Raw genomic sequence first — 16422 nt, forward strand, 5'->3', positions numbered from 1 at the left:
CCGGCCCGCCCCCCCACCCCCCCCCCCCCCCCCCCCCCCCCCCCGCGGGGCGCGCGCCCCCCCCCCCCCCCCCCCCGGGCCCCCGGCCGGCCCGGCGCTCGTCCGCCCGGGCGGCCGAGACCAGACGCAAGTGGTACGAGATCATCGGGCTCACCACGCCGGCGATCGTCGTCTACGTGATGTTCGTGCTGGTGCCGATGGGGTTCGCGGTCTACTACAGTCTCTTCCGCTGGCGCGGAGTCGGACCCCCGACCGAGTTCGTCGGTTACGACAACTACGTCCTCGCCTTCCAGGACCCGGTCTTCCTGGACGCGCTGCGCAACAACGCCATCATCGTGGTGGGGTCGCTGGTGATCCAGGGCCCTCTCGCCCTGGCGGTGGCCCTGCTGCTCAACCGTCGCTTCCGCGGACGCGCCGTGTTCCGCCTGCTCGTGTTCGTGCCGTACGTCCTCGCCGAGGTCACCGTCGGCATCATGTGGAAGCTGCTGCTCACCGGCGGCGGCACCGTCGACGCCCTGCTCAAGCAGATCGGCCTGGGCAGCTTCGTGCAGGCGTGGCTCGCCGACCTCGACGTCGTGATCTGGACGATGCTGTTCGTCCTCACCTGGAAGTACGTCGGCTTCGCGATCATCCTCCTGCTCGCCGGCCTGTCGAACGTGCCGCCCGAGCTGACCGAGGCTGCTGCGATCGACGGCGCGAGCTGGTGGCAGACGCAGCGCCACGTGATGTTTCCGCTGCTCGGCCCCACGATCCGGATCTGGATGTTCCTGTCGATGATCGGCTCGCTGCAGGCCTTCGAGGTGATCTGGGTGACCTCGGTGCCCGCGGTCCGGTCGCTCGGCGCCTCGGCGACCATGGCCACCTACATGGTGGACAACGGCTTCTTCGCCCGGCTCTGGGGTTACGGCAACGCGGTCGCCGTGATCCTGTTCGCCATCTCGTTCATCGCGGCGCTGCTGTTCCAGCGCTTCCTCCTCCGTCGCGACATCGAGGGCGCCGTCACCGGAAGGAGGAACTGACCGTGGCCGAGAACGCCCTGACGTCCCCCTCGTCGCCGAACCGCCGCCCGTTCTCGTGGGGCAGTCCGCTGACCTACGGGCTGGCCCTCGCGATCGCCGCCGTCTCGATCGCCCCGGTGGTCTACGTGATCGTCGGCGGCTTCCGCACCACCCCGCAGATCATCGCGGACCCGGCCGGCCTGCCCGACCCGTGGGTGTGGGACAACTACGCCAGGGTGCTGACGCAGAGCGACTTCTGGCAGCAGGCGTTCAACAGCGCGGTGATCGCACTGGGCACCACGCTCGCCGTCGTGCTGCTCGGTGTCTGCGCGGCGTTCGTGCTCGCCCGGTACGCCTTCCGCGGCCGGGAGGCGCTCTACACCTTCTTCACCCTCGGCCTGCTCTTCCCCTCCGGGGCGGCGATCCTGCCGCTCTACCTCATGCTGCGCGACCTCAACCTGATCAACTCCTACTACGCGGTGATCCTCCCGCAGGTCGCCTTCTCGCTGCCGCTCACGATCGTGATCCTGCGTCCCTTCCTGGCCGCCGTCCCCCGCGAGTTGGAGGACGCCGCCGCGATCGACGGTGCCGGTCGGCTGGGATTCCTGTGGCGCATCATGCTGCCGCTGTCCCGGCCCGCGCTGGTCACCGTCGGGGTTCTCGCGTTCGTGGCGAGCTGGAACGCCTTTCTCCTGCCCCTGCTCGTGCTCGGCGACGCCGATCTGCACACCCTGCCGCTGGGCGTGCAGAACTTCTCCAGCCAGTACACCTCCGACACCGCGGGAATCCTCGCGTTCACCTCGCTGGCGATGCTGCCGGCACTTCTCTTCTTCACCTTCGCAGAGAAGCAGATCGTCGGTGGCCTGCAGGGTGCGGTGAAGGGCTGAGCAGCACCGGTACGCACAGAGAGGCGAAACATGACCGTCTACCTGTTCGCCCAGCGGGCCCTCGTACGGGGGCCGATGGGCGTCGGAGGAAAGTGACCGACAACGTGACTCTGGACATCGAACCTGGCACCGCGATCTGGAACGACCCGTCACTCGACCTGAACACCCGGGTCGACGCCCTGATCGCCGAGATGACTCTCGCGGAGAAGGTGGCGCAGCTCTACGGCGTGTGGGTGGGCGCGTCCGCCGACGGCGGTGAGGTCGCGCCCCACCAGCACGAGATGGAGGAGCCGGTCGACCTCGACGAGCTGCTCGCCACCGGGCTGGGGCAGCTGACCCGGCCGTTCGGCACCGCACCGGTGGACCCGGCGCTGGGCGCGCTCTCGCTGGTGCGGACCCAGCAACGCATCGCCGCCGCCAACCGCTTCGGCATCCCGGCCCTGGCCCACGAGGAATGCCTGGCGGGCTTCGCCACCTGGGGCGCGACCGCGTACCCGGTGCCGCTGTCCTGGGGGGCCACCTTCGACCCGGGTCTGATCCGGCGGATGGCCACCCTCATCGGTGCGGACCTGCGCCGCCTCGGTGTGCACCAGGGGCTGGCGCCGGTGCTCGACGTGGTCCGCGACGCCCGTTGGGGGCGCGTCGAGGAGACCGTCGGCGAGGACCCGTACCTGGTGGGCACGGTCGCCACCGCGTACATCCAGGGGTTGGAGTCAGCCGGCGTGGTGGCCACCCTCAAACACTTCGTCGGCTACTCCGCCTCCCGGGCCGGGCGTAACCACGCGCCGGTCGGGATGGGCCAGCGGGAGCGGGCCGACGTGATGCTGCCACCGTTCGAGATGGCGGTACGGGAGAGCGGCGTGCGGTCGGTGATGCACGCCTACACCGACACCGACGGGGTGCCGTCGGCGGCCGACGAGGAGCTGCTCACCGGCCTGCTCCGGGAGACCTGGGGGTTCACCGGCACGGTGGTCGCCGACTACTTCGGCATCGCCTTCCTGCACACCCTGCACGGGGTGGCCGGCAGCTGGAGCGAGGCGGCCGGCGCGGCCCTCGCCGCCGGAGTGGACGTCGAGCTGCCGACGGTGAAGACCTTCGGCCAGCCGCTGCACGCGGCGCTCGCCGCCGGTCACGTGCCCGAGGCGCTGGTCGACCGGGCACTGCGGCGGGTGTTGCTGCAGAAGGCGCAGCTCGGGCTCCTCGACGCCGGGTGGGACCCGGTGCCGCCGGCGCTCGAGGGCATCGACCTCGCCGACCCCGAGGCGGTGCGGGGCAGCGTCGAGCTGGACCCGCCGGCCAACCGGGCGCTCGCCCGCGAGGTGGCCGAGCAGGCCGTCGTCCTGCTGCGCAACGACGGCGCCCTGCCGCTGTCCCGGCCCGCGCGCATCGCGGTGGTCGGGCCCCAGGCCGACAACCCGACGGCCGTGCTGGGCTGCTACTCGTTCCCGCTGCACGTCGGTGCCCACCATCCGGAGATTCCGGTCGGGATCGAGCTGCCCACCCTCGCCGAGGCGCTGCGTGCCGAATTCCCGGGCAGCGAGATCGTCGTCGCGGCCGGCGCGAGCGTCGACGGCCCAGAGACCGACGGGTTCGCCGCGGCCGTCGAGGCGGCCCGAGGCGCCGACGTGGTGATCGCGGCCCTCGGCGATCGGGCCGGGCTCTTCGGCCGGGGCACCAGCGGTGAGGGATGCGACGCGGAGTCGTTGGCCCTGCCCGGCGTGCAGCAGCAGCTGCTCGACGCGTTGCTGGACGCCGGCGCGCCGGTGGTGGTGACGCTGATCGCCGGCCGGCCGTACGCGCTGGGCCGGGCGTTCGACGAGGCGGCGGCCATCGTGCAGTCCTTCTTCCCCGGCGAGGAGGGGCTTCCGGCGATCGCCGGGCTGCTCAGCGGGCGGGTCGAGCCGCAGGGGCGGCTTCCGGTCAGCGTGCCCCGCAGCACCGGCGGCCAGCCGACCACCTACCTCGCCGCCCGGCTCGGGCAGGCCAGCGAAGTCTCCAACGTCGACCCCTCCCCGGCGTACGGCTTCGGGCACGGGCTCACCTACACCACGTTCGACTGGTCGGAGCTGACGGTCGAACGGGCGGTCGCGCAGACCGACGGTGAGCTGCGACTGGCGTTCACGCTGCGCAACGCCGGCGCCCGGTGGGGCAGCGAGGTGGTGCAGGTCTACGCGCACGACCCGGTCGCCTCGGTGGTGCAGCCGGTGCAGCGACTGATCGGTTACCTGCGGGTGCCGCTCGAGGCCGGCGCGTCCTGCCGGGTCGCGCTGGCCGTGCCGGCCGACGTTTTCTCGTTCACGGGACGCGACGGGCGGCGGGTCGTCGAGCCGGGCGAGCTGGAGCTGCGGCTCGCCGCGTCCAGCACCGAGCCCCGGCTGGTCGCGCAGGTGGCACTGCGCGGGCCGGCGCGCCACGTCGACCACACCCGGCGGATGCACCCGGTGTTCACCGCCACGCCGGTGGTGGACTGAGCGCCCGATGTACACCGATCTGCCCGAGGAGCAGCTCCGCGGGTATCGCGGCGACGTGCGGGAACCGGCCGACTTCGACGGGTTCTGGGCTGACACCCTGGCCGAGGCCCGGCCCGCCGGCTCGGAGGTCCACACCGAGCCGGTGGCCACCCGGCTGGCCGGCATCGAGGTCCTCGACGTGACCTTCTCCGGCTTCGCCGGCCAACCGGTTCGGGCCTGGCTGCGGGTGCCCCGCGGCGCTCAGGCCCCGCTGCCGACGGTGGTGCAGTACGCCGGTTACGGCGGCGGGCGCGGGCACCCGCTGGAGAACCTGCTCTGGGTGGCAGCCGGGTTCGCGCACCTGCAGATGGACACGCGGGGGCAGGGTTCGGGGTGGAGCCGCGGCGACACCCCGGACCCCGCCGGTCCGCAGGGGCCCGGGGTGATCGAAATGAATAGCGCGCAGACCCCCGGCTTTAGCCGTGGGGTTAGCGGGTCAATTTGGACGCACGGTAGATAACGATAGGTTGTATGCTCTTTGGGTGTCCGTCACGCTGCGGTTGAACGGCAACGTCGTCTTCCAATGCGCCTTCTGAATGCTGACCGGCCGCCGTTATCTGATCGCGTTCACTGACGAGCAGGCTGTCTACGCCGAGAAGGTGGGGGCGGTCTGTCGGGCGGTGTGGAACACGGCGTTGGAGCAGCGCCGTGAGTACCGCCGACGTGGCGCGTTCATCGGCTAGGTCGAGCAGGCCCGGCAGTTGGCGGAGGCGAAGAAGGACCCGCTCTGCGCGTGGCTCGCCGACGCCCCGTCGCACACGCTTCAGCAGACGCTGCGGGACCTGGAACGGGCCTGCAAGAGGCACGGCACGTGGAAGGTGCGGTGGCGGTCCAAGGCGCGCACCGCACCGTCGTTCCGGTTCCCCGACCGCCACCACATCACGGTGCGGCGGCTCAATCGGCGGTGGGGTGAGGTGCGCCTGCCGAAGTTCGGGCCGGTGCGGTTGCGCTGGACCCGGCCGCTCGGCGGCTCCGTCCGCTATGCCACCGTCAGCCGGTCCGGGGGGCGCTGGTACATCTCGTTCTGTGTCGAGGACGGTGTGAGCGAGGTGGCGCCGAACGGCAAGGCGCCGATCGGAGTCGATCGAGGTGTGGCCGTGGCGGTCGCCACCTCGCACGGCGAGGCGTACGACCGGGAGTTCGTCACCTGCGGCGAGGCGGTGAGGCTCAAGCGGTTGCAGCAACGGCTGTCGCGGTCGCTGCGCGTGCACGGCCACGATCGTCGATCGAGGCGCCGCGACGCTGTCCGCGCCGAATTCGCCCGCCTCAACGCCGGCATTCGTGACCGGCGGGCCGACTTCGCCGCGCAGAGCGCCGTGCGGCTCGTCCGCGAGCACGGCCTGGTCGCCGTCGAGGCCCTACACATCAAGAACATGACCGCCAGCGCCAAGGGCACCGTCGAGAAACCCGGGCGCAACGTGCGGCAGAAGGCTGGCCTGAATCGGGCCATCCTCGCCAAAGGCTGGGGCGGATTCCTGCTCAAGCTGGAGCATGCCGCGCGGTACCACGGGGCGGAGGTCGTCAAGGTCAACCCCGCGTACACGTCGCAGACCTGTCACGCCTGCAAGCGCATTGCCCGGGAGTCCCGCGAGAGCCAAGTGGTCTTCCGGTGCGTAGCCTGCGGGCACCAGGACAACGCCGACGTCAATGCGGCCAAGAACATCCTCGCCGCCGGGCTGGCGGTGACAGGGCGTGGAGACCTCGCCGTTGGGCGGTCTGTGAAGCGCCAACCACCCGAACAGGCCGCGGCGTGAACACGCCTCAGCCACGGGATTCCCCCGGCTTCAGCCGCGGGGAGGAGGTCAAGGACGAGGTGGTGTCGCCGCCGCCGTCGACGGTCTTCGCCGCCGTCAACGCGCACGCGGGGGCGACGGAGCTGTCGGTATGGCGGTACAACGGCTACGAGGGCGGTGGGATCGACGACGACGCGGCGGCGCTGCGGTTCCTCGACGAGCAGCTGGGCGTGACCCGCGGCTGAGTCGTCATTTCTCCCTTCATAGGTAGGATCAGGCAAGAGGCAGGGAGCATCGATCTAGGGTTTCCACTGGTCGTGGCGGTTTGATGGGTGAGTCGATATCCCAGGAGCGCACAGCGGCTCCACGATCGAGGAGATCTGCTCCGATGCCCGTCCACCACGGTTTCCACGCCACCATGACTGCCCAGCCCGGCAAGGGCGACGAGCTGGTCGAACTCCTGCTCGACGCGCCCGCCATGACCCACGAGGACTGCGTCGTCTTCCTGGTCGGTCGCTCCGCCGCCAACCGCGACGTCGTGCACGTCACCGAGGGCTGGACCAGCGAAGCCGCCCACCGCAGGTTCTTCGCGACGGAGGGCGCCACCGCGCTGGTCGCGAAGCTCCAGCCGCTGCTCGCCGGCGAGTCGCGGTACCTCGACGAGGTGCCGGTCGGCGGCAAGGCCGCCTTCGCAGACCGCTGACCGGCAGATCGATCCTTCCTTCTTCCCTGATCACCCTCGAAGGGAACCCAGCGTGAAACTCGCCCGACCCGACATCGACCCCGAGCTGCGCCCGCTGCTCGCCGACATGCAGCTCATGCCCCGGCTCGACGCCGAGGTGCTCGCGCAGCTCCGCCAACTCCCGCCGACGCCGGTCGACACCCTCCTGGACGGTCGCGCGGTCGACCGGCGAGAGGTCATCGTGACCGGCCCGGACAGCGCGCAGATCCCGTTGTCGATTTTCACTCCCGCCGGGGATCGTGCCACGGCGGCCCCGTGCGTCTACTGGATCCATGGCGGCGGCATGGTCATGGGCGACCGCTTCTCGAACATCGACATCCCGCTGGAGTGGCTCGACCTGTTCGGCGCCGTCGTGGTCTCCGTGGACTACCGGTTGGCGCCGGAGGCGACCGGCACGACCCTGGTCGACGACTGCCTGCACGGTCTGCGCTGGGCCGTCGGGCACGCCGAGGAGCTGGGCATCGATCCCAGCCGCGTCGTCGTCGCGGGCGCCAGCGCGGGCGGTGGCCTCGCCGCCGGGCTCACCCTGATGGCGCGCGACCACGGCACCCCGGCGATCGCGGCCCAGATGCTGATCTACCCGATGCTCGACCACCGCAACAGCACCACCTCCAGCCGGCAGTACGCGGGCGACTCCGGTGTCTGGACCCGTGAGATGAACGAGTTCGCCTGGCGGTCGGTCCTCGGCGACCTCGCCGACGCCGACGTGTCCAGCTACGTGTCACCGGCGTTGGCCGACGACCTCTCGGGCCTGCCCACCAGCTACATCGACGTCGGCTCGGCCGAGGTCTTCCGCGACGAGGACGTCGACTACGCCAGCAGGATCTGGGCGGCCGGCGGCCAGGTGGAGCTGCACATCTGGGCGGGTGGATTCCACGGGTTCGACGCGCTGTATCCGCAGGCGCAGGTCTCGGCCGCGGCGCGCCGGACCCGTAACGACTGGCTCGCTCGGATCCTCAACCACGCTTCCGACGCCTAGCGGCCGTTCCCGCCGGGGCTGCCGCGCCGAGTTCGTCGCGGTTCACCCGGCGGCACCGGCCCGGCTGTCGGGTGTCGCGGCTGGTGGTCGCCGACCCGGCGCAGCACCCGGGGCGGACTGGTAGACAGGACGGGTGCGCAGGTCAGACCGATTGAGCGGCCCGGTGGACCCCGGCGCGGCGACAGCCCGCCGGGGTTCACTGCCGCTGCGGGCCCGGGCCGCCGTCGCCCTGCTCGCACTGGCCGTGCCGCTCGCCGGCTGCTCGCGACCGGAGCCCCGCCCGGCGCCGACGCCGGCCGCCCCCACCCCGTCCGCCTCGCCGGCCACCAGCCGGTCGGCGGCCCGACTGCCTGGCTTCGTGGTGCTCGGCGACGTGGACCCCCGCATCGGCAGCGACATCCGCTACGCGACCCCGCACAACTTCGTCGGCCGGCCGATCACCGGCTACGCCGAGCCGCTCTGCCTGCTCACCCGGGAGGCGGCCGAAGCGCTGCGCCGGGTCCAGGACGCCGCGCTGGCCGGCGGGCACAGCCTCAAGGTGTACGACTGCTACCGCCCGGTGCCGGCCGTCGACGACTTCGTCGCCTGGGCCAAGCGCCCCGGCGAACAGCAGACGAAGGCCGAGTTCTACCCGCGGGTGGCCAAGTCCCGGCTCTTCGACGAGGGCTACATCGGCGCGCCCACCGCGCACAGCCGGGGCAGCACGCTGGACCTGACCCTGGTCGACGTGCCCGCCGCCAGCCAGCCGCCGTACGTGCCCGGCCAGCCTCTGGTGGCGTGCACCGCGCCACGCGCCCAGCGGTTCCCGGACAACAGCGTCGACATGGGCACCGGCTTCGACTGCTTCGACAGCCGGGCGCACACCGCCGACCCGAGGATCACCGGCACCGCTCGGGAGAACCGCATGCTGCTGAAACGGTTGATGACCGACGCTGGATTCGTCAACTACGACCGTGAGTGGTGGCACTACCGCCTCCAGGCCGAGCCGCACCCGAACCGCTACTTCGACGCCCCGGTGGCCCGGTCCTCGGTGGGCTGAACCGACCGGTCCCGCCGGCACGGCGGGGACCCGGCATGATCGGCTGCGTGACGGCGGGGCGGACGAACCGGCCGGACGGAAGGGAGACCACAGTGACCACGGAGCGGATCGGCCCACCGGTGACCGGCGGGGAACGGGAGATGCTTCGGGCGTTCCTCGACTATCACCGGGCGACGCTCGCGCTGAAGTGCGACGGGCTCTCCGACGAGGAGCTGCGGATGCAGTCGTCGCCACCCTCGACGCTCTCCCTGCTCGGGCTGGTGCGGCACATGGCGGAGGTCGAGCGGGCCTGGTTCCGGCGGACCATCAACCGTGAGGACATCCCGCTGGTGTGGTCGAGCACCGGCGACTTCCAGCAGGCGTACGACGCCCGCTCGGCGAGCCGGACGGAGGCGTTCGCCGCCTGGCGGCGGGAGGTGGAGCACTCCCGGCGCATCGAGCGGGAGGCGGAGTCGCTGGACGTCACCGCCCACCACGCCAAGTCCGGCGAGGACGTCTCGCTGCGGCTGGTGATGCTGCACCTGATCCACGAGTACGCCCGGCACAACGGGCACGCCGACTTCCTGCGCGAGGCGATCGACGGCACCGTCGGCGCCTGACGCCGGCTCAGTCCGTCGCGCCGCTGACCGACGTGGCGGCGGCCGTGTCCGGGGCGGCCCGCAACGGCAGCCAGGCGAGCACGTCCTGGATCTTCGCGTCCCAGTACGCCCAGTCGTGACTGCCGGGGGAGAAGTCGACGGTGAGCGGCACGCCCCGCCCCCGCGCCGCGTCGACGAAACGCAGGTTGTCCTCGTACAGGAAGTCCTCGGTGCCGCAGGCGACGTAGAGCGCCGGCCGGTCGGCGTCGGGCACCCGGTCGAGCAGGGCGACGGTGTCGTCGTCGCTGCCCGCGACCGGCCGGTCGCCGAAGACGGTGTGCCAGACCGCCGGATCGATCGGGTTGGTCGGGTGCCGGTGCCGGTGCGCGACGTCGAGCGCCCCGGAGAGGCTGGCCGCGGCGGCGAACCGGGCCGGCTCGCGCAGCGCCCACTTGACCGCGCCGTAGCCGCCCATCGAGAGGCCGGCGACGAAGGTGTCCTCGCGGCGGTCGGAGAGGCGGAAGAACGACCGGCACAGCTGCGGAAGCTCGGTGCTGAGGAAGGTCCAGTAGCGGTTGCCGTGCGCCTCGTCGGTGTAGAAGCTGCGGGCGACCCGGGGCATCACCACGGCGAGCCCGAGCGGCGCCACGTACCGTTCGATGGCGGTACGGCGCAGCCAGATGGTGTCGTCGTCGGTCAGCCCGTGCAGCAGGTAGAGCACCGGCGGGTCGCCGTCGGTCGTCCCACCGGAGAGTCCGATCTGGGACGACGTGCGCTGCGGCAGGATCACGGTCATCGACGTGCTGAGGGTCAGCACCTCGGAGTAGAAGTCGACGCGCATCAGGGCCACGAACGCCAACGGTAGTCGCCGCGGCGGCGGTCAGCGCTACGGGCCGGCGTCGGCCGCCGCGGCGTAGCGGCCGGCCAACTGGCGCAGCAGGTCCCGCAGCTCCGGCGGGTCGAGCACCTCGAACGGCACGTCGAGGGTGCCCAGGAAGGCGGCCAGGTTGGCCAGCGACTCCCCGCCGGTCTGCAACAGGCAGCTCCGCTCGTCGACCGCCTCCAGCACCCCCGCCGTGGCCGGCAACCGCTGCGCCATCACGGCGGCGGACGCGTGCAGACGTACCCGCGCGGGGTGCGGCCAGGCCGCCGAGCCGACGCCGCGTAGCACGTGCGCGACCGCGTCCCCGCCCGGCGGCTCCCGGGGCGCGAAGCGCGGGCCGGTCGGGATCCGCGGCCGGAGTCGGTCGGCCCGGAAGGTACGCCAGTCGGCGCGGTCCGGGTCCCAACCGAGCAGGTACCAGCGTCGTCCGGTGTAGACCAGCCGGTGCGGCTCCACGGTGCGCACGCTGCCCGCGCCGTCGTGCCCGACGTAGTCGAAGCGCAGCCGCTCGCGGCGGTGGATGGCCGTCGCGACGGCGGTCAGCGTGGCCGCGTCGACGGTCGGTCCGCCGCCGGCGGCGGAGACCGTCGCCGCCCGCAGGGCGTCCACCCGGTGCCGCAGCCGAGAGGGCAGCGACCGCTCGAGCTTGGCCAGCGCCCGCAGCGAGGTCTCCTCGATGCCGGAGACGGTGCCGGCGGCCGCGGCGCGCAGGCCGACCACGACGGCGACCGCCTCGTCGTCGTCGAGCAGCAGCGGCGGCAACTCCGAGCCGGCCCCGAGCCGGTAGCCACCGCCGGTGCCCGGCTGGGAGTCGATCCGGTAACCGAGGACGCGCAGGCGCTCGACGTCGTTGCGGACGGTCCGGGTGGTCACGTCGAGGCGGGCGGCGAGATCCGGGCCGGAGCGGTCCCGCCCGTCCTGCAACAGGGCCAGCAACCGCAGCAGCCGAACCGAGGTTTCCAGCATGTCAGCGAGTCTGCCAGCAATTGCGGAACCACACGTTCCGCAAGCCCTCGTAGCGTCGAAGTCAGCGGAATCGACCGACGAGAGGAAATCCCATGCAGTTGCGAGGACTGGCCACCGTCAGCTTCTGGGCCGCCGACCTGACCGCCGCGAAGGACTGGTACGCGGACCTGTTCGGCGTCGAGCCGTACTACGAGGTGCGCGACGGCGCGGGCCGGCCGGCGTACTACGAGTTCCGGCTCGGCGACTATCAGCACGAGCTGGGCCTGATCGACAGCCGTTACGCCCCGGACGGGCCGTCGGCCGCGCCCGGCGGCGCGATCGCCTACTGGCACGTCGACGACCTCGACGCCACGGTGGCGACCCTGCTCAAGGCCGGGGCCCGCGAGCACCAGCCGCCCACCCCGCGCGGTGAGGGAGATTTCGTCACCGCCTCGGTGGTGGACCCCTTCGGCAACATCCTCGGCGTCATGCGCAATCCGCATTACCTCGAGATGCTCGCTGCGCGACCCGGGCGGTGAGCCCGGCCGGGTCGGTGGCCTGAGCCGCCGGCCCGGCGCGCCGCGCTCAGCGCCGGCGCGGGTGGCGTACCCGGACCGCGTCGACGCAGCGGTCCCGCGAGGTCGGACCGCCGAACCGGAGCCGGTCATATCCGGTGAACGCGGGTTCCAGGGCGTCCAGTTCGTCGACCAGCGCGTGGAGCCGGGCCAGGCGGTCGTCGGTGTCCGCGTCGCGCACCGGGTTGGCGTCCAGCTCAGCGGCGGCGGCCGAGATCGCGGCCACCAGCTCGGTCTTCCGGACGATGGTGCCCGGCGTGACCGAGTGCAGACATACATACTGACCGTCGAGGTAGGCGTCCCACTCCGCCTCGCCGACAGCCCGATCCGCCCAGTGCGCGGCGAACCAGTCGGCCAGCCGCTCCGGACCGCCGGCCTGGTCGGCCAGGGCGAACAGGTCGGCGGGCACCATCTGCGCGCCATCCGAGCGGAGATAGCCCGGCAGCGGCAACCGCCGCTCCAGCATCAGTTGGCGTACCTGCTGGGGGTCGCGGCCGTGGGCCGCGCAGAGGTCGTCGAGCACCACGAACTGCCGGCTGACGTACGCGTCGTCCGCAATGGTCATCGGATGCTCCCCGTTGACCTCGCGGAACCTGTCCGCCACCTGCTGCTTCAGATCCACCATCGCCTCCCCGTGGGACCAGCACCGCCACGGGCACGCTAGCCGCCGGACCGTGCGGTCCCGGCCGAAACGTCGCCTGCGGTGAATATCGATTGCCGCGGCCCGTCGGCCCGCATACCGTCATCCGTGCAAGGTCAACTGACCAGAGCCAGGGAGTACGTCGTGTCGCAGCGCACCAATACCCGAACCACACGGCCTGTGCCGTGCGGTGGTGCGTCGGCCTTCACCGGCGAACCAGCCCTGGGTGGGCGCCGGTCCGGTTCGGGCCGGCGTCGGGGGAGGCGGCGCGACTAGCGCCAGCGCGCACGCGCAGCCGCCCACCCCACCGGGGTCCGGGCGGCTTCTTCGTCCGTGACCCCGGATCCGGGCGGGGCGGGGGGTCCCCCGCCCGGGCACGGGCCGTTGGAGCAGCGGAAGCTCACCCGGTTCTCACCCGGGAGGTCACGGGTTCGAATCCCGTACGGCCTACGCGTACCACGCCACGAGGGCGTCGTACCGCATCGCGGTTGTAGCGCAGCCAGGCAGCGCGTCACCTTGCCAGGGTGAAGATCGCCGGTTCGAATCCGGCCAGCCGCTCCGACACCGTCACGCACGAGATGAGGAGACGACGATGGGCTACACCCCGCTGGTCGGCACCCGGGCGCCGGTCCGGGTCTGGACCGACCCGTACGGCATCGAGCCGCAGGCCGCCCGGCAGCTGCGCAACATCGGCACGCTGCCCTGGGTGGAGGGTGTCGCGGTGATGCCGGACGTGCACTTCGGCAAGGGCGCCACGGTCGGCTCGGTCATCGCGATGCGGCAGGCGGTGTCGCCGGCGGCGGTCGGCGTCGACATCGGCTGCGGGATGTCCGCCGTGCGGACCTCGCTCACCGCCGCCGACCTGCCCGACGACCTCGCCGGGCTGCGCTCCGCGATCGAGGCCGCCATCCCGGTCGGGTTCGCCCAGCGCGAGCGGCCCGTCGACCCGCGCCGGGTACACGGCCTGGAGCAGCGCGGCTGGGACGACTTCTGGCGGCGCTTCGCCGACCTGGATCGTGGCGTGGCCCAGCTGGAGGTCCGGGCGCAGCGGCAGCTGGGCACCCTCGGCGGCGGCAACCACTTCATCGAGGTCTGCCTGGAGCAGGGCGGGGCCGACGAGGGGCGGGTGTGGCTCCTGCTGCACTCCGGCTCCCGCAACATCGGCAAGGAGCTGGCCGAGCGGCACATGGCGGTGGCGCGGCGGCTGCCGCACAACACCGACCTGCCCGACCGGGACCTGGCGGTGTTCCTCGCCGGCACGCCGGAGATGGCCGCGTACCGCCGGGACCTGTGGTGGGCGCAGGAGTACGCACGGCGTAACCGGGCGATGATGCTCGCCGTGCTCTGCGAGGTGGTCCGCGAACGCTTCCCGCAGGTGGGCTACGACGAGCCGATCTCGTGCCACCACAACTACGTGGCGGAGGAGAGCTACGGCGGGGTGGAGGTGCTGGTCACCCGCAAGGGCGCGATCCGGGCCGGCAAGGGAGACCTGGGCATCATCCCGGGCTCGATGGGCACCGGGTCGTACATCGTGCGCGGCAAGGGCAACCCGGACGCCTACTGCTCCGCCTCGCACGGGGCGGGTCGTCGGATGTCCCGGGCGCAGGCGAAGCGGACCTACAGCACCGAGGACCTTGCGGCGCAGACGGCCGGCGTGGAGTGCCGCAAGGACGCCGGGGTGGTGGACGAGATCCCCGGCGCTTACAAGGACATCACCGAGGTGATGGCCCAGCAGGAGGACCTGGTCGAGGTGGTCGCACACCTCAAGCAGGTAGTCTGCGTGAAGGGTTGAGCCGGGTGGCGGCTGCGGCCGCCACCCGTGCCTGCTGCGCGCGGCGGACCAGGTCGGTTGAGGGGCCGGCCTGGTCAGGCCGCGACGTGCATGCCGGCCAGGTAGGCGAGGGCCTGGGCGCTGCGGCTCCCCGGCTCCGGCGTGCCGACGAGCAGTTGCTGACCGGGGGCGTCGCGGACGTCGAAGCTCTGATAGGTCAACTCGACCCGGCCGACCTCGGGGTGGACGAAGACCTTGAACAGTCGGGTCAGCCCGCGCACGGTCTGGTCCGCCCACAACGACCGGAACCGTGGTGAGGCCTGCCGGAGTTCGGCCACGAGCGCGCGGATGTCCGGATCGTCCGGGTAGTGGCCCGCGTTCAGCCGCAGGGCGTGAACGACGTTCTCCGTCAGGGTCGGCCACTCCACGAACACGGCGCGCGCCTGCGGGTGCTGGAACAGCACCCGGACCATGTTGTCCATGCCGGGAAACGGCGAGAGCAGCGCGGCGGCGACGCCGTTACTGGCGAGCACGTCGAACGCGGGGCTGAGCACGTAGGCGGCCGAGGCGGGAAACGCGTCCAGCAGTTGCCGCAACGCCGGGTGGACGAGGTCCCGGGAGCTGTTCAGGGCGAGGCTGGGATGGAGCCCGGCAAGCCGGAAGACATGGCCGCGGGCGTCGCCGTCGAGCCGGAGAGCCCGCCCGATCGCCTCGAGGAGCTGCGGCGAGGGATGCCGTTCCCGGCCCTGCTCCAGACGGGCGTAGTAGTCGACGCTCACCCCGGCCAGCACGGCGACCTCTTCGCGGCGCAGCCCGGGCACCCGGCGGTCGCCACCGCCACGCATACCGACGTCCGTCGGGTCGGCCCGGGCGCGGTGGGCCCGCAGGAACTCCCCGAGCTTGCTGGTGGCCGCTGGCATCCGACCAGCGTAGGTCGCCTCGTCGGCCAACTGCCAGGGTGCGGCGCACCCAGGAAGACACGGCCTTCTCCCGGCCCGGCGACCGCCTGATCCTTGACCCCAGCCACCCACAGCTGGCCGAACCGATCAGGAGTCCCCATGAACACCCCAGCATCCAAGATCGTCCTCATCACCGGCGCGAGCAGTGGCATCGGCGAGGCCACCGCGCGCCGGCTGGCCGCCGACGGCCACCACGTCGTGCTCGGCGCCCGGCGGGTCGACCGGCTCGCCGTCCTGGTCTCCGAGCTACGCGCCGCCGGCGGCAGGGCCGAGCACCAGGAGCTCGACGTGACCCGCCTGGACAGCGTGCGGGCCTTCGCCGATGGCGCGTACGAGCGGCACGGGCGCATCGACGTACTGGTCAACAACGCCGGTGTGATGCCCCTGTCGACGCTCGACGCCGGGCGGGTCGACGAGTGGAACCAGATGATCGATGTGAACCTGCGGGGCACCCTGCACGGCATCGCGGCCGTCCTGCCGCTGATGCGGTCCCGAGGTGCCGGCCACGTCGTCAACGTCGGCTCGACGGCTGCCTACCGGGTCGACCCGACGGCCGCGGTCTACTGCGCGACCAAGTACGCCGTCCGGGCACTGTCGGAAGGATTGCGCCAGGAGAACCGGGACATCCGGGTTACCGTCGTCAGCCCCGGCTACACCCGGTCGGAACTCCTCGAACACGGCGGCGACCCGCAGGTGCGGGCCGCCGTGCGGGCCGCCTCCGACAGCCTGGCGATCCCGGCCGCCGCGGTGGCCGACGCGATCGGCTACGCGGTTGCCCAGCCCGGCGACGTCGACGTCAACGAGTTGGTCGTCCGCCCCACCGCGCTGGGCTGACGACGTCCAGGAGAAGGAGCACTGCCATGGCTGAAGCGCTCGAAGTGACCACGTTCCGGCTTGTCGCCGGCCTCACCGGGGCCGATTTCGTCGCGGCCAACGCGGACATCAACGACTACGTCCGGCGCCAGCCCGGTTTCCGCTGGCGTCGGATCGCGCAGGGCGACGACGGCACGATCATCGATATCGTGGCCTGGGAGACCGCGGCCGACGGGCGGCGCAGCGCGTCCGGGGTCATGACGGAGATGGCCGCCTCGCCGGTGCACGCGACGATCGACCAGGGCAGCGTCGACTTCCGCATCGTCCCGGTGCTGCAACACTCGGTCTGAGACGCATCCCCAGCGGCCAC

Annotated in this window: 19 protein-coding genes and 2 tRNA genes; 17 read left to right on the plus strand and 4 right to left on the minus strand. The window is 72.2% G+C overall.

What is annotated here, in order from left to right; all coding sequences use genetic code 11:
* Window positions 1-179 precede the first annotated feature (179 nt).
* The 11 genes from ACIBBA_RS31575 (at window position 180) to ACIBBA_RS31625 (ending at window position 9487) form a co-directional block, all read left to right on the plus strand.
* A complete protein-coding gene (locus tag ACIBBA_RS31575) occupies window positions 180-1019 on the plus strand; it encodes a carbohydrate ABC transporter permease (RefSeq protein WP_396702338.1) in 840 nt (279 codons plus the stop codon).
* Between the two features lie 2 nt (window positions 1020-1021).
* The gene (locus tag ACIBBA_RS31580) at window positions 1022-1885 is read left to right on the plus strand and encodes a carbohydrate ABC transporter permease (RefSeq protein ID WP_396702262.1); all 864 of its coding nucleotides are present in this window, start codon (window positions 1022-1024) and stop codon (window positions 1883-1885) included.
* Between the two features lie 92 nt (window positions 1886-1977).
* Complete coding sequence (locus ACIBBA_RS31585; protein ID WP_396702264.1) at window positions 1978-4356, plus strand: glycoside hydrolase family 3 N-terminal domain-containing protein; 2379 nt, start codon at window positions 1978-1980, stop codon at window positions 4354-4356.
* Window positions 4357-4363: 7 nt separating this feature from the next.
* Complete coding sequence (locus ACIBBA_RS31590; RefSeq protein ID WP_396702266.1) at window positions 4364-4855, plus strand: acetylxylan esterase; 492 nt, start codon at window positions 4364-4366, stop codon at window positions 4853-4855.
* 76 nt (window positions 4856-4931) lie between these two features.
* A complete protein-coding gene (locus ACIBBA_RS31595) occupies window positions 4932-5078 on the plus strand; it encodes a helix-turn-helix domain-containing protein (protein ID WP_396702268.1) in 147 nt (48 codons plus the stop codon).
* An 18-nt stretch (window positions 5079-5096) separates the two neighbouring features.
* Window positions 5097-6149 carry an RNA-guided endonuclease InsQ/TnpB family protein gene (locus ACIBBA_RS31600; protein WP_396702270.1) on the plus strand — a complete coding sequence of 351 codons (1053 nt, stop codon included), beginning with the start codon at window positions 5097-5099 and terminating at the stop codon, window positions 6147-6149.
* On the plus strand, window positions 6146-6373 hold the full coding sequence (locus ACIBBA_RS31605) for a hypothetical protein (RefSeq protein WP_396702272.1): 228 nt from the start codon (window positions 6146-6148) through the stop codon (window positions 6371-6373). The genes ACIBBA_RS31600 and ACIBBA_RS31605 overlap by 4 nt, the downstream gene beginning before the upstream one ends.
* A gap of 143 nt (window positions 6374-6516) precedes the next feature.
* Window positions 6517-6831: an antibiotic biosynthesis monooxygenase gene (locus ACIBBA_RS31610; protein ID WP_350874718.1), complete on the plus strand. Its 315-nt coding sequence runs from the start codon at window positions 6517-6519 to the stop codon at window positions 6829-6831.
* A 52-nt stretch (window positions 6832-6883) separates the two neighbouring features.
* Window positions 6884-7849: an alpha/beta hydrolase gene (locus tag ACIBBA_RS31615; protein ID WP_396702274.1), complete on the plus strand. Its 966-nt coding sequence runs from the start codon at window positions 6884-6886 to the stop codon at window positions 7847-7849.
* 229 nt (window positions 7850-8078) lie between these two features.
* A complete protein-coding gene (locus ACIBBA_RS31620; protein ID WP_396702340.1) occupies window positions 8079-8888 on the plus strand; it encodes a M15 family metallopeptidase in 810 nt (269 codons plus the stop codon).
* A 92-nt stretch (window positions 8889-8980) separates the two neighbouring features.
* A complete protein-coding gene (locus tag ACIBBA_RS31625; RefSeq protein WP_350874721.1) occupies window positions 8981-9487 on the plus strand; it encodes a DinB family protein in 507 nt (168 codons plus the stop codon).
* A gap of 7 nt (window positions 9488-9494) precedes the next feature.
* Here ACIBBA_RS31625 and ACIBBA_RS31630 read toward each other — a convergent pair whose 3' ends face one another.
* Both ACIBBA_RS31630 and ACIBBA_RS31635 read right to left on the minus strand, forming a co-directional pair.
* Window positions 9495-10316, minus strand: a complete 822-nt coding sequence (locus ACIBBA_RS31630; protein ID WP_396702277.1) for an alpha/beta hydrolase — start codon at window positions 10314-10316, stop codon at window positions 9495-9497.
* A gap of 36 nt (window positions 10317-10352) precedes the next feature.
* Entirely contained in the window at window positions 10353-11315 is a 963-nt protein-coding gene (locus tag ACIBBA_RS31635; protein WP_396702279.1) for a helix-turn-helix transcriptional regulator, read from the minus strand.
* 92 nt (window positions 11316-11407) lie between these two features.
* Here ACIBBA_RS31635 and ACIBBA_RS31640 point away from each other — a divergent pair, with 92 nt between their 5' ends.
* On the plus strand, window positions 11408-11833 hold the full coding sequence (locus tag ACIBBA_RS31640) for a VOC family protein (protein ID WP_396702281.1): 426 nt from the start codon (window positions 11408-11410) through the stop codon (window positions 11831-11833).
* Between the two features lie 46 nt (window positions 11834-11879).
* Here ACIBBA_RS31640 and ACIBBA_RS31645 read toward each other — a convergent pair whose 3' ends face one another.
* Entirely contained in the window at window positions 11880-12491 is a 612-nt protein-coding gene (locus ACIBBA_RS31645) for a DUF6058 family natural product biosynthesis protein (protein WP_396702283.1), read from the minus strand.
* Window positions 12492-12887: 396 nt separating this feature from the next.
* Here ACIBBA_RS31645 and ACIBBA_RS31650 point away from each other — a divergent pair.
* The 3 genes from ACIBBA_RS31650 (at window position 12888) to ACIBBA_RS31660 (ending at window position 14301) form a co-directional block, all read left to right on the plus strand.
* Window positions 12888-12959: transfer RNA gene (locus ACIBBA_RS31650), tRNA-Glu, on the plus strand.
* 34 nt (window positions 12960-12993) lie between these two features.
* Window positions 12994-13067, plus strand: a tRNA-Gly gene (locus tag ACIBBA_RS31655).
* Between the two features lie 34 nt (window positions 13068-13101).
* The gene (locus ACIBBA_RS31660) at window positions 13102-14301 is read left to right on the plus strand and encodes an RtcB family protein (RefSeq protein ID WP_396702285.1); all 1200 of its coding nucleotides are present in this window, start codon (window positions 13102-13104) and stop codon (window positions 14299-14301) included.
* 74 nt (window positions 14302-14375) lie between these two features.
* Here ACIBBA_RS31660 and ACIBBA_RS31665 read toward each other — a convergent pair whose 3' ends face one another.
* A complete protein-coding gene (locus ACIBBA_RS31665) occupies window positions 14376-15200 on the minus strand; it encodes a helix-turn-helix transcriptional regulator (RefSeq protein ID WP_396702287.1) in 825 nt (274 codons plus the stop codon).
* 138 nt (window positions 15201-15338) lie between these two features.
* Here ACIBBA_RS31665 and ACIBBA_RS31670 point away from each other — a divergent pair, with 138 nt between their 5' ends.
* A complete protein-coding gene (locus ACIBBA_RS31670) occupies window positions 15339-16073 on the plus strand; it encodes an SDR family oxidoreductase (RefSeq protein WP_396702289.1) in 735 nt (244 codons plus the stop codon).
* 26 nt (window positions 16074-16099) lie between these two features.
* The gene (locus tag ACIBBA_RS31675) at window positions 16100-16402 is read left to right on the plus strand and encodes a hypothetical protein (RefSeq protein ID WP_396702291.1); all 303 of its coding nucleotides are present in this window, start codon (window positions 16100-16102) and stop codon (window positions 16400-16402) included.
* Window positions 16403-16422: the final 20 nt, after the last annotated feature.

It is taken from the genome of Micromonospora sp. NPDC051006 (assembly GCF_044456245.1).
Taxonomy (GTDB): Bacteria; Actinomycetota; Actinomycetes; order Mycobacteriales; family Micromonosporaceae; genus Micromonospora.

Coding starts and splice junctions, on each gene's coding strand:
- ACIBBA_RS31575 (WP_396702338.1), top strand. CDS start 180: ATGTTCGTGCTGGTGCCGATGGGGTTCGCGGTCTACTACAGTCTCTTC.
- ACIBBA_RS31590 (WP_396702266.1), top strand. CDS start 4,364: ATGTACACCGATCTGCCCGAGGAGCAGCTCCGCGGGTATCGCGGCGAC.
- ACIBBA_RS31595 (WP_396702268.1), top strand. CDS start 4,932: ATGCTGACCGGCCGCCGTTATCTGATCGCGTTCACTGACGAGCAGGCT.
- ACIBBA_RS31610 (WP_350874718.1), top strand. CDS start 6,517: ATGCCCGTCCACCACGGTTTCCACGCCACCATGACTGCCCAGCCCGGC.
- ACIBBA_RS31635 (WP_396702279.1), bottom strand. CDS start 11,315: ATGCTGGAAACCTCGGTTCGGCTGCTGCGGTTGCTGGCCCTGTTGCAG.
- ACIBBA_RS31640 (WP_396702281.1), top strand. CDS start 11,408: ATGCAGTTGCGAGGACTGGCCACCGTCAGCTTCTGGGCCGCCGACCTG.
- ACIBBA_RS31660 (WP_396702285.1), top strand. CDS start 13,102: ATGGGCTACACCCCGCTGGTCGGCACCCGGGCGCCGGTCCGGGTCTGG.
- ACIBBA_RS31665 (WP_396702287.1), bottom strand. CDS start 15,200: ATGCCAGCGGCCACCAGCAAGCTCGGGGAGTTCCTGCGGGCCCACCGC.
- ACIBBA_RS31670 (WP_396702289.1), top strand. CDS start 15,339: ATGAACACCCCAGCATCCAAGATCGTCCTCATCACCGGCGCGAGCAGT.
- ACIBBA_RS31675 (WP_396702291.1), top strand. CDS start 16,100: ATGGCTGAAGCGCTCGAAGTGACCACGTTCCGGCTTGTCGCCGGCCTC.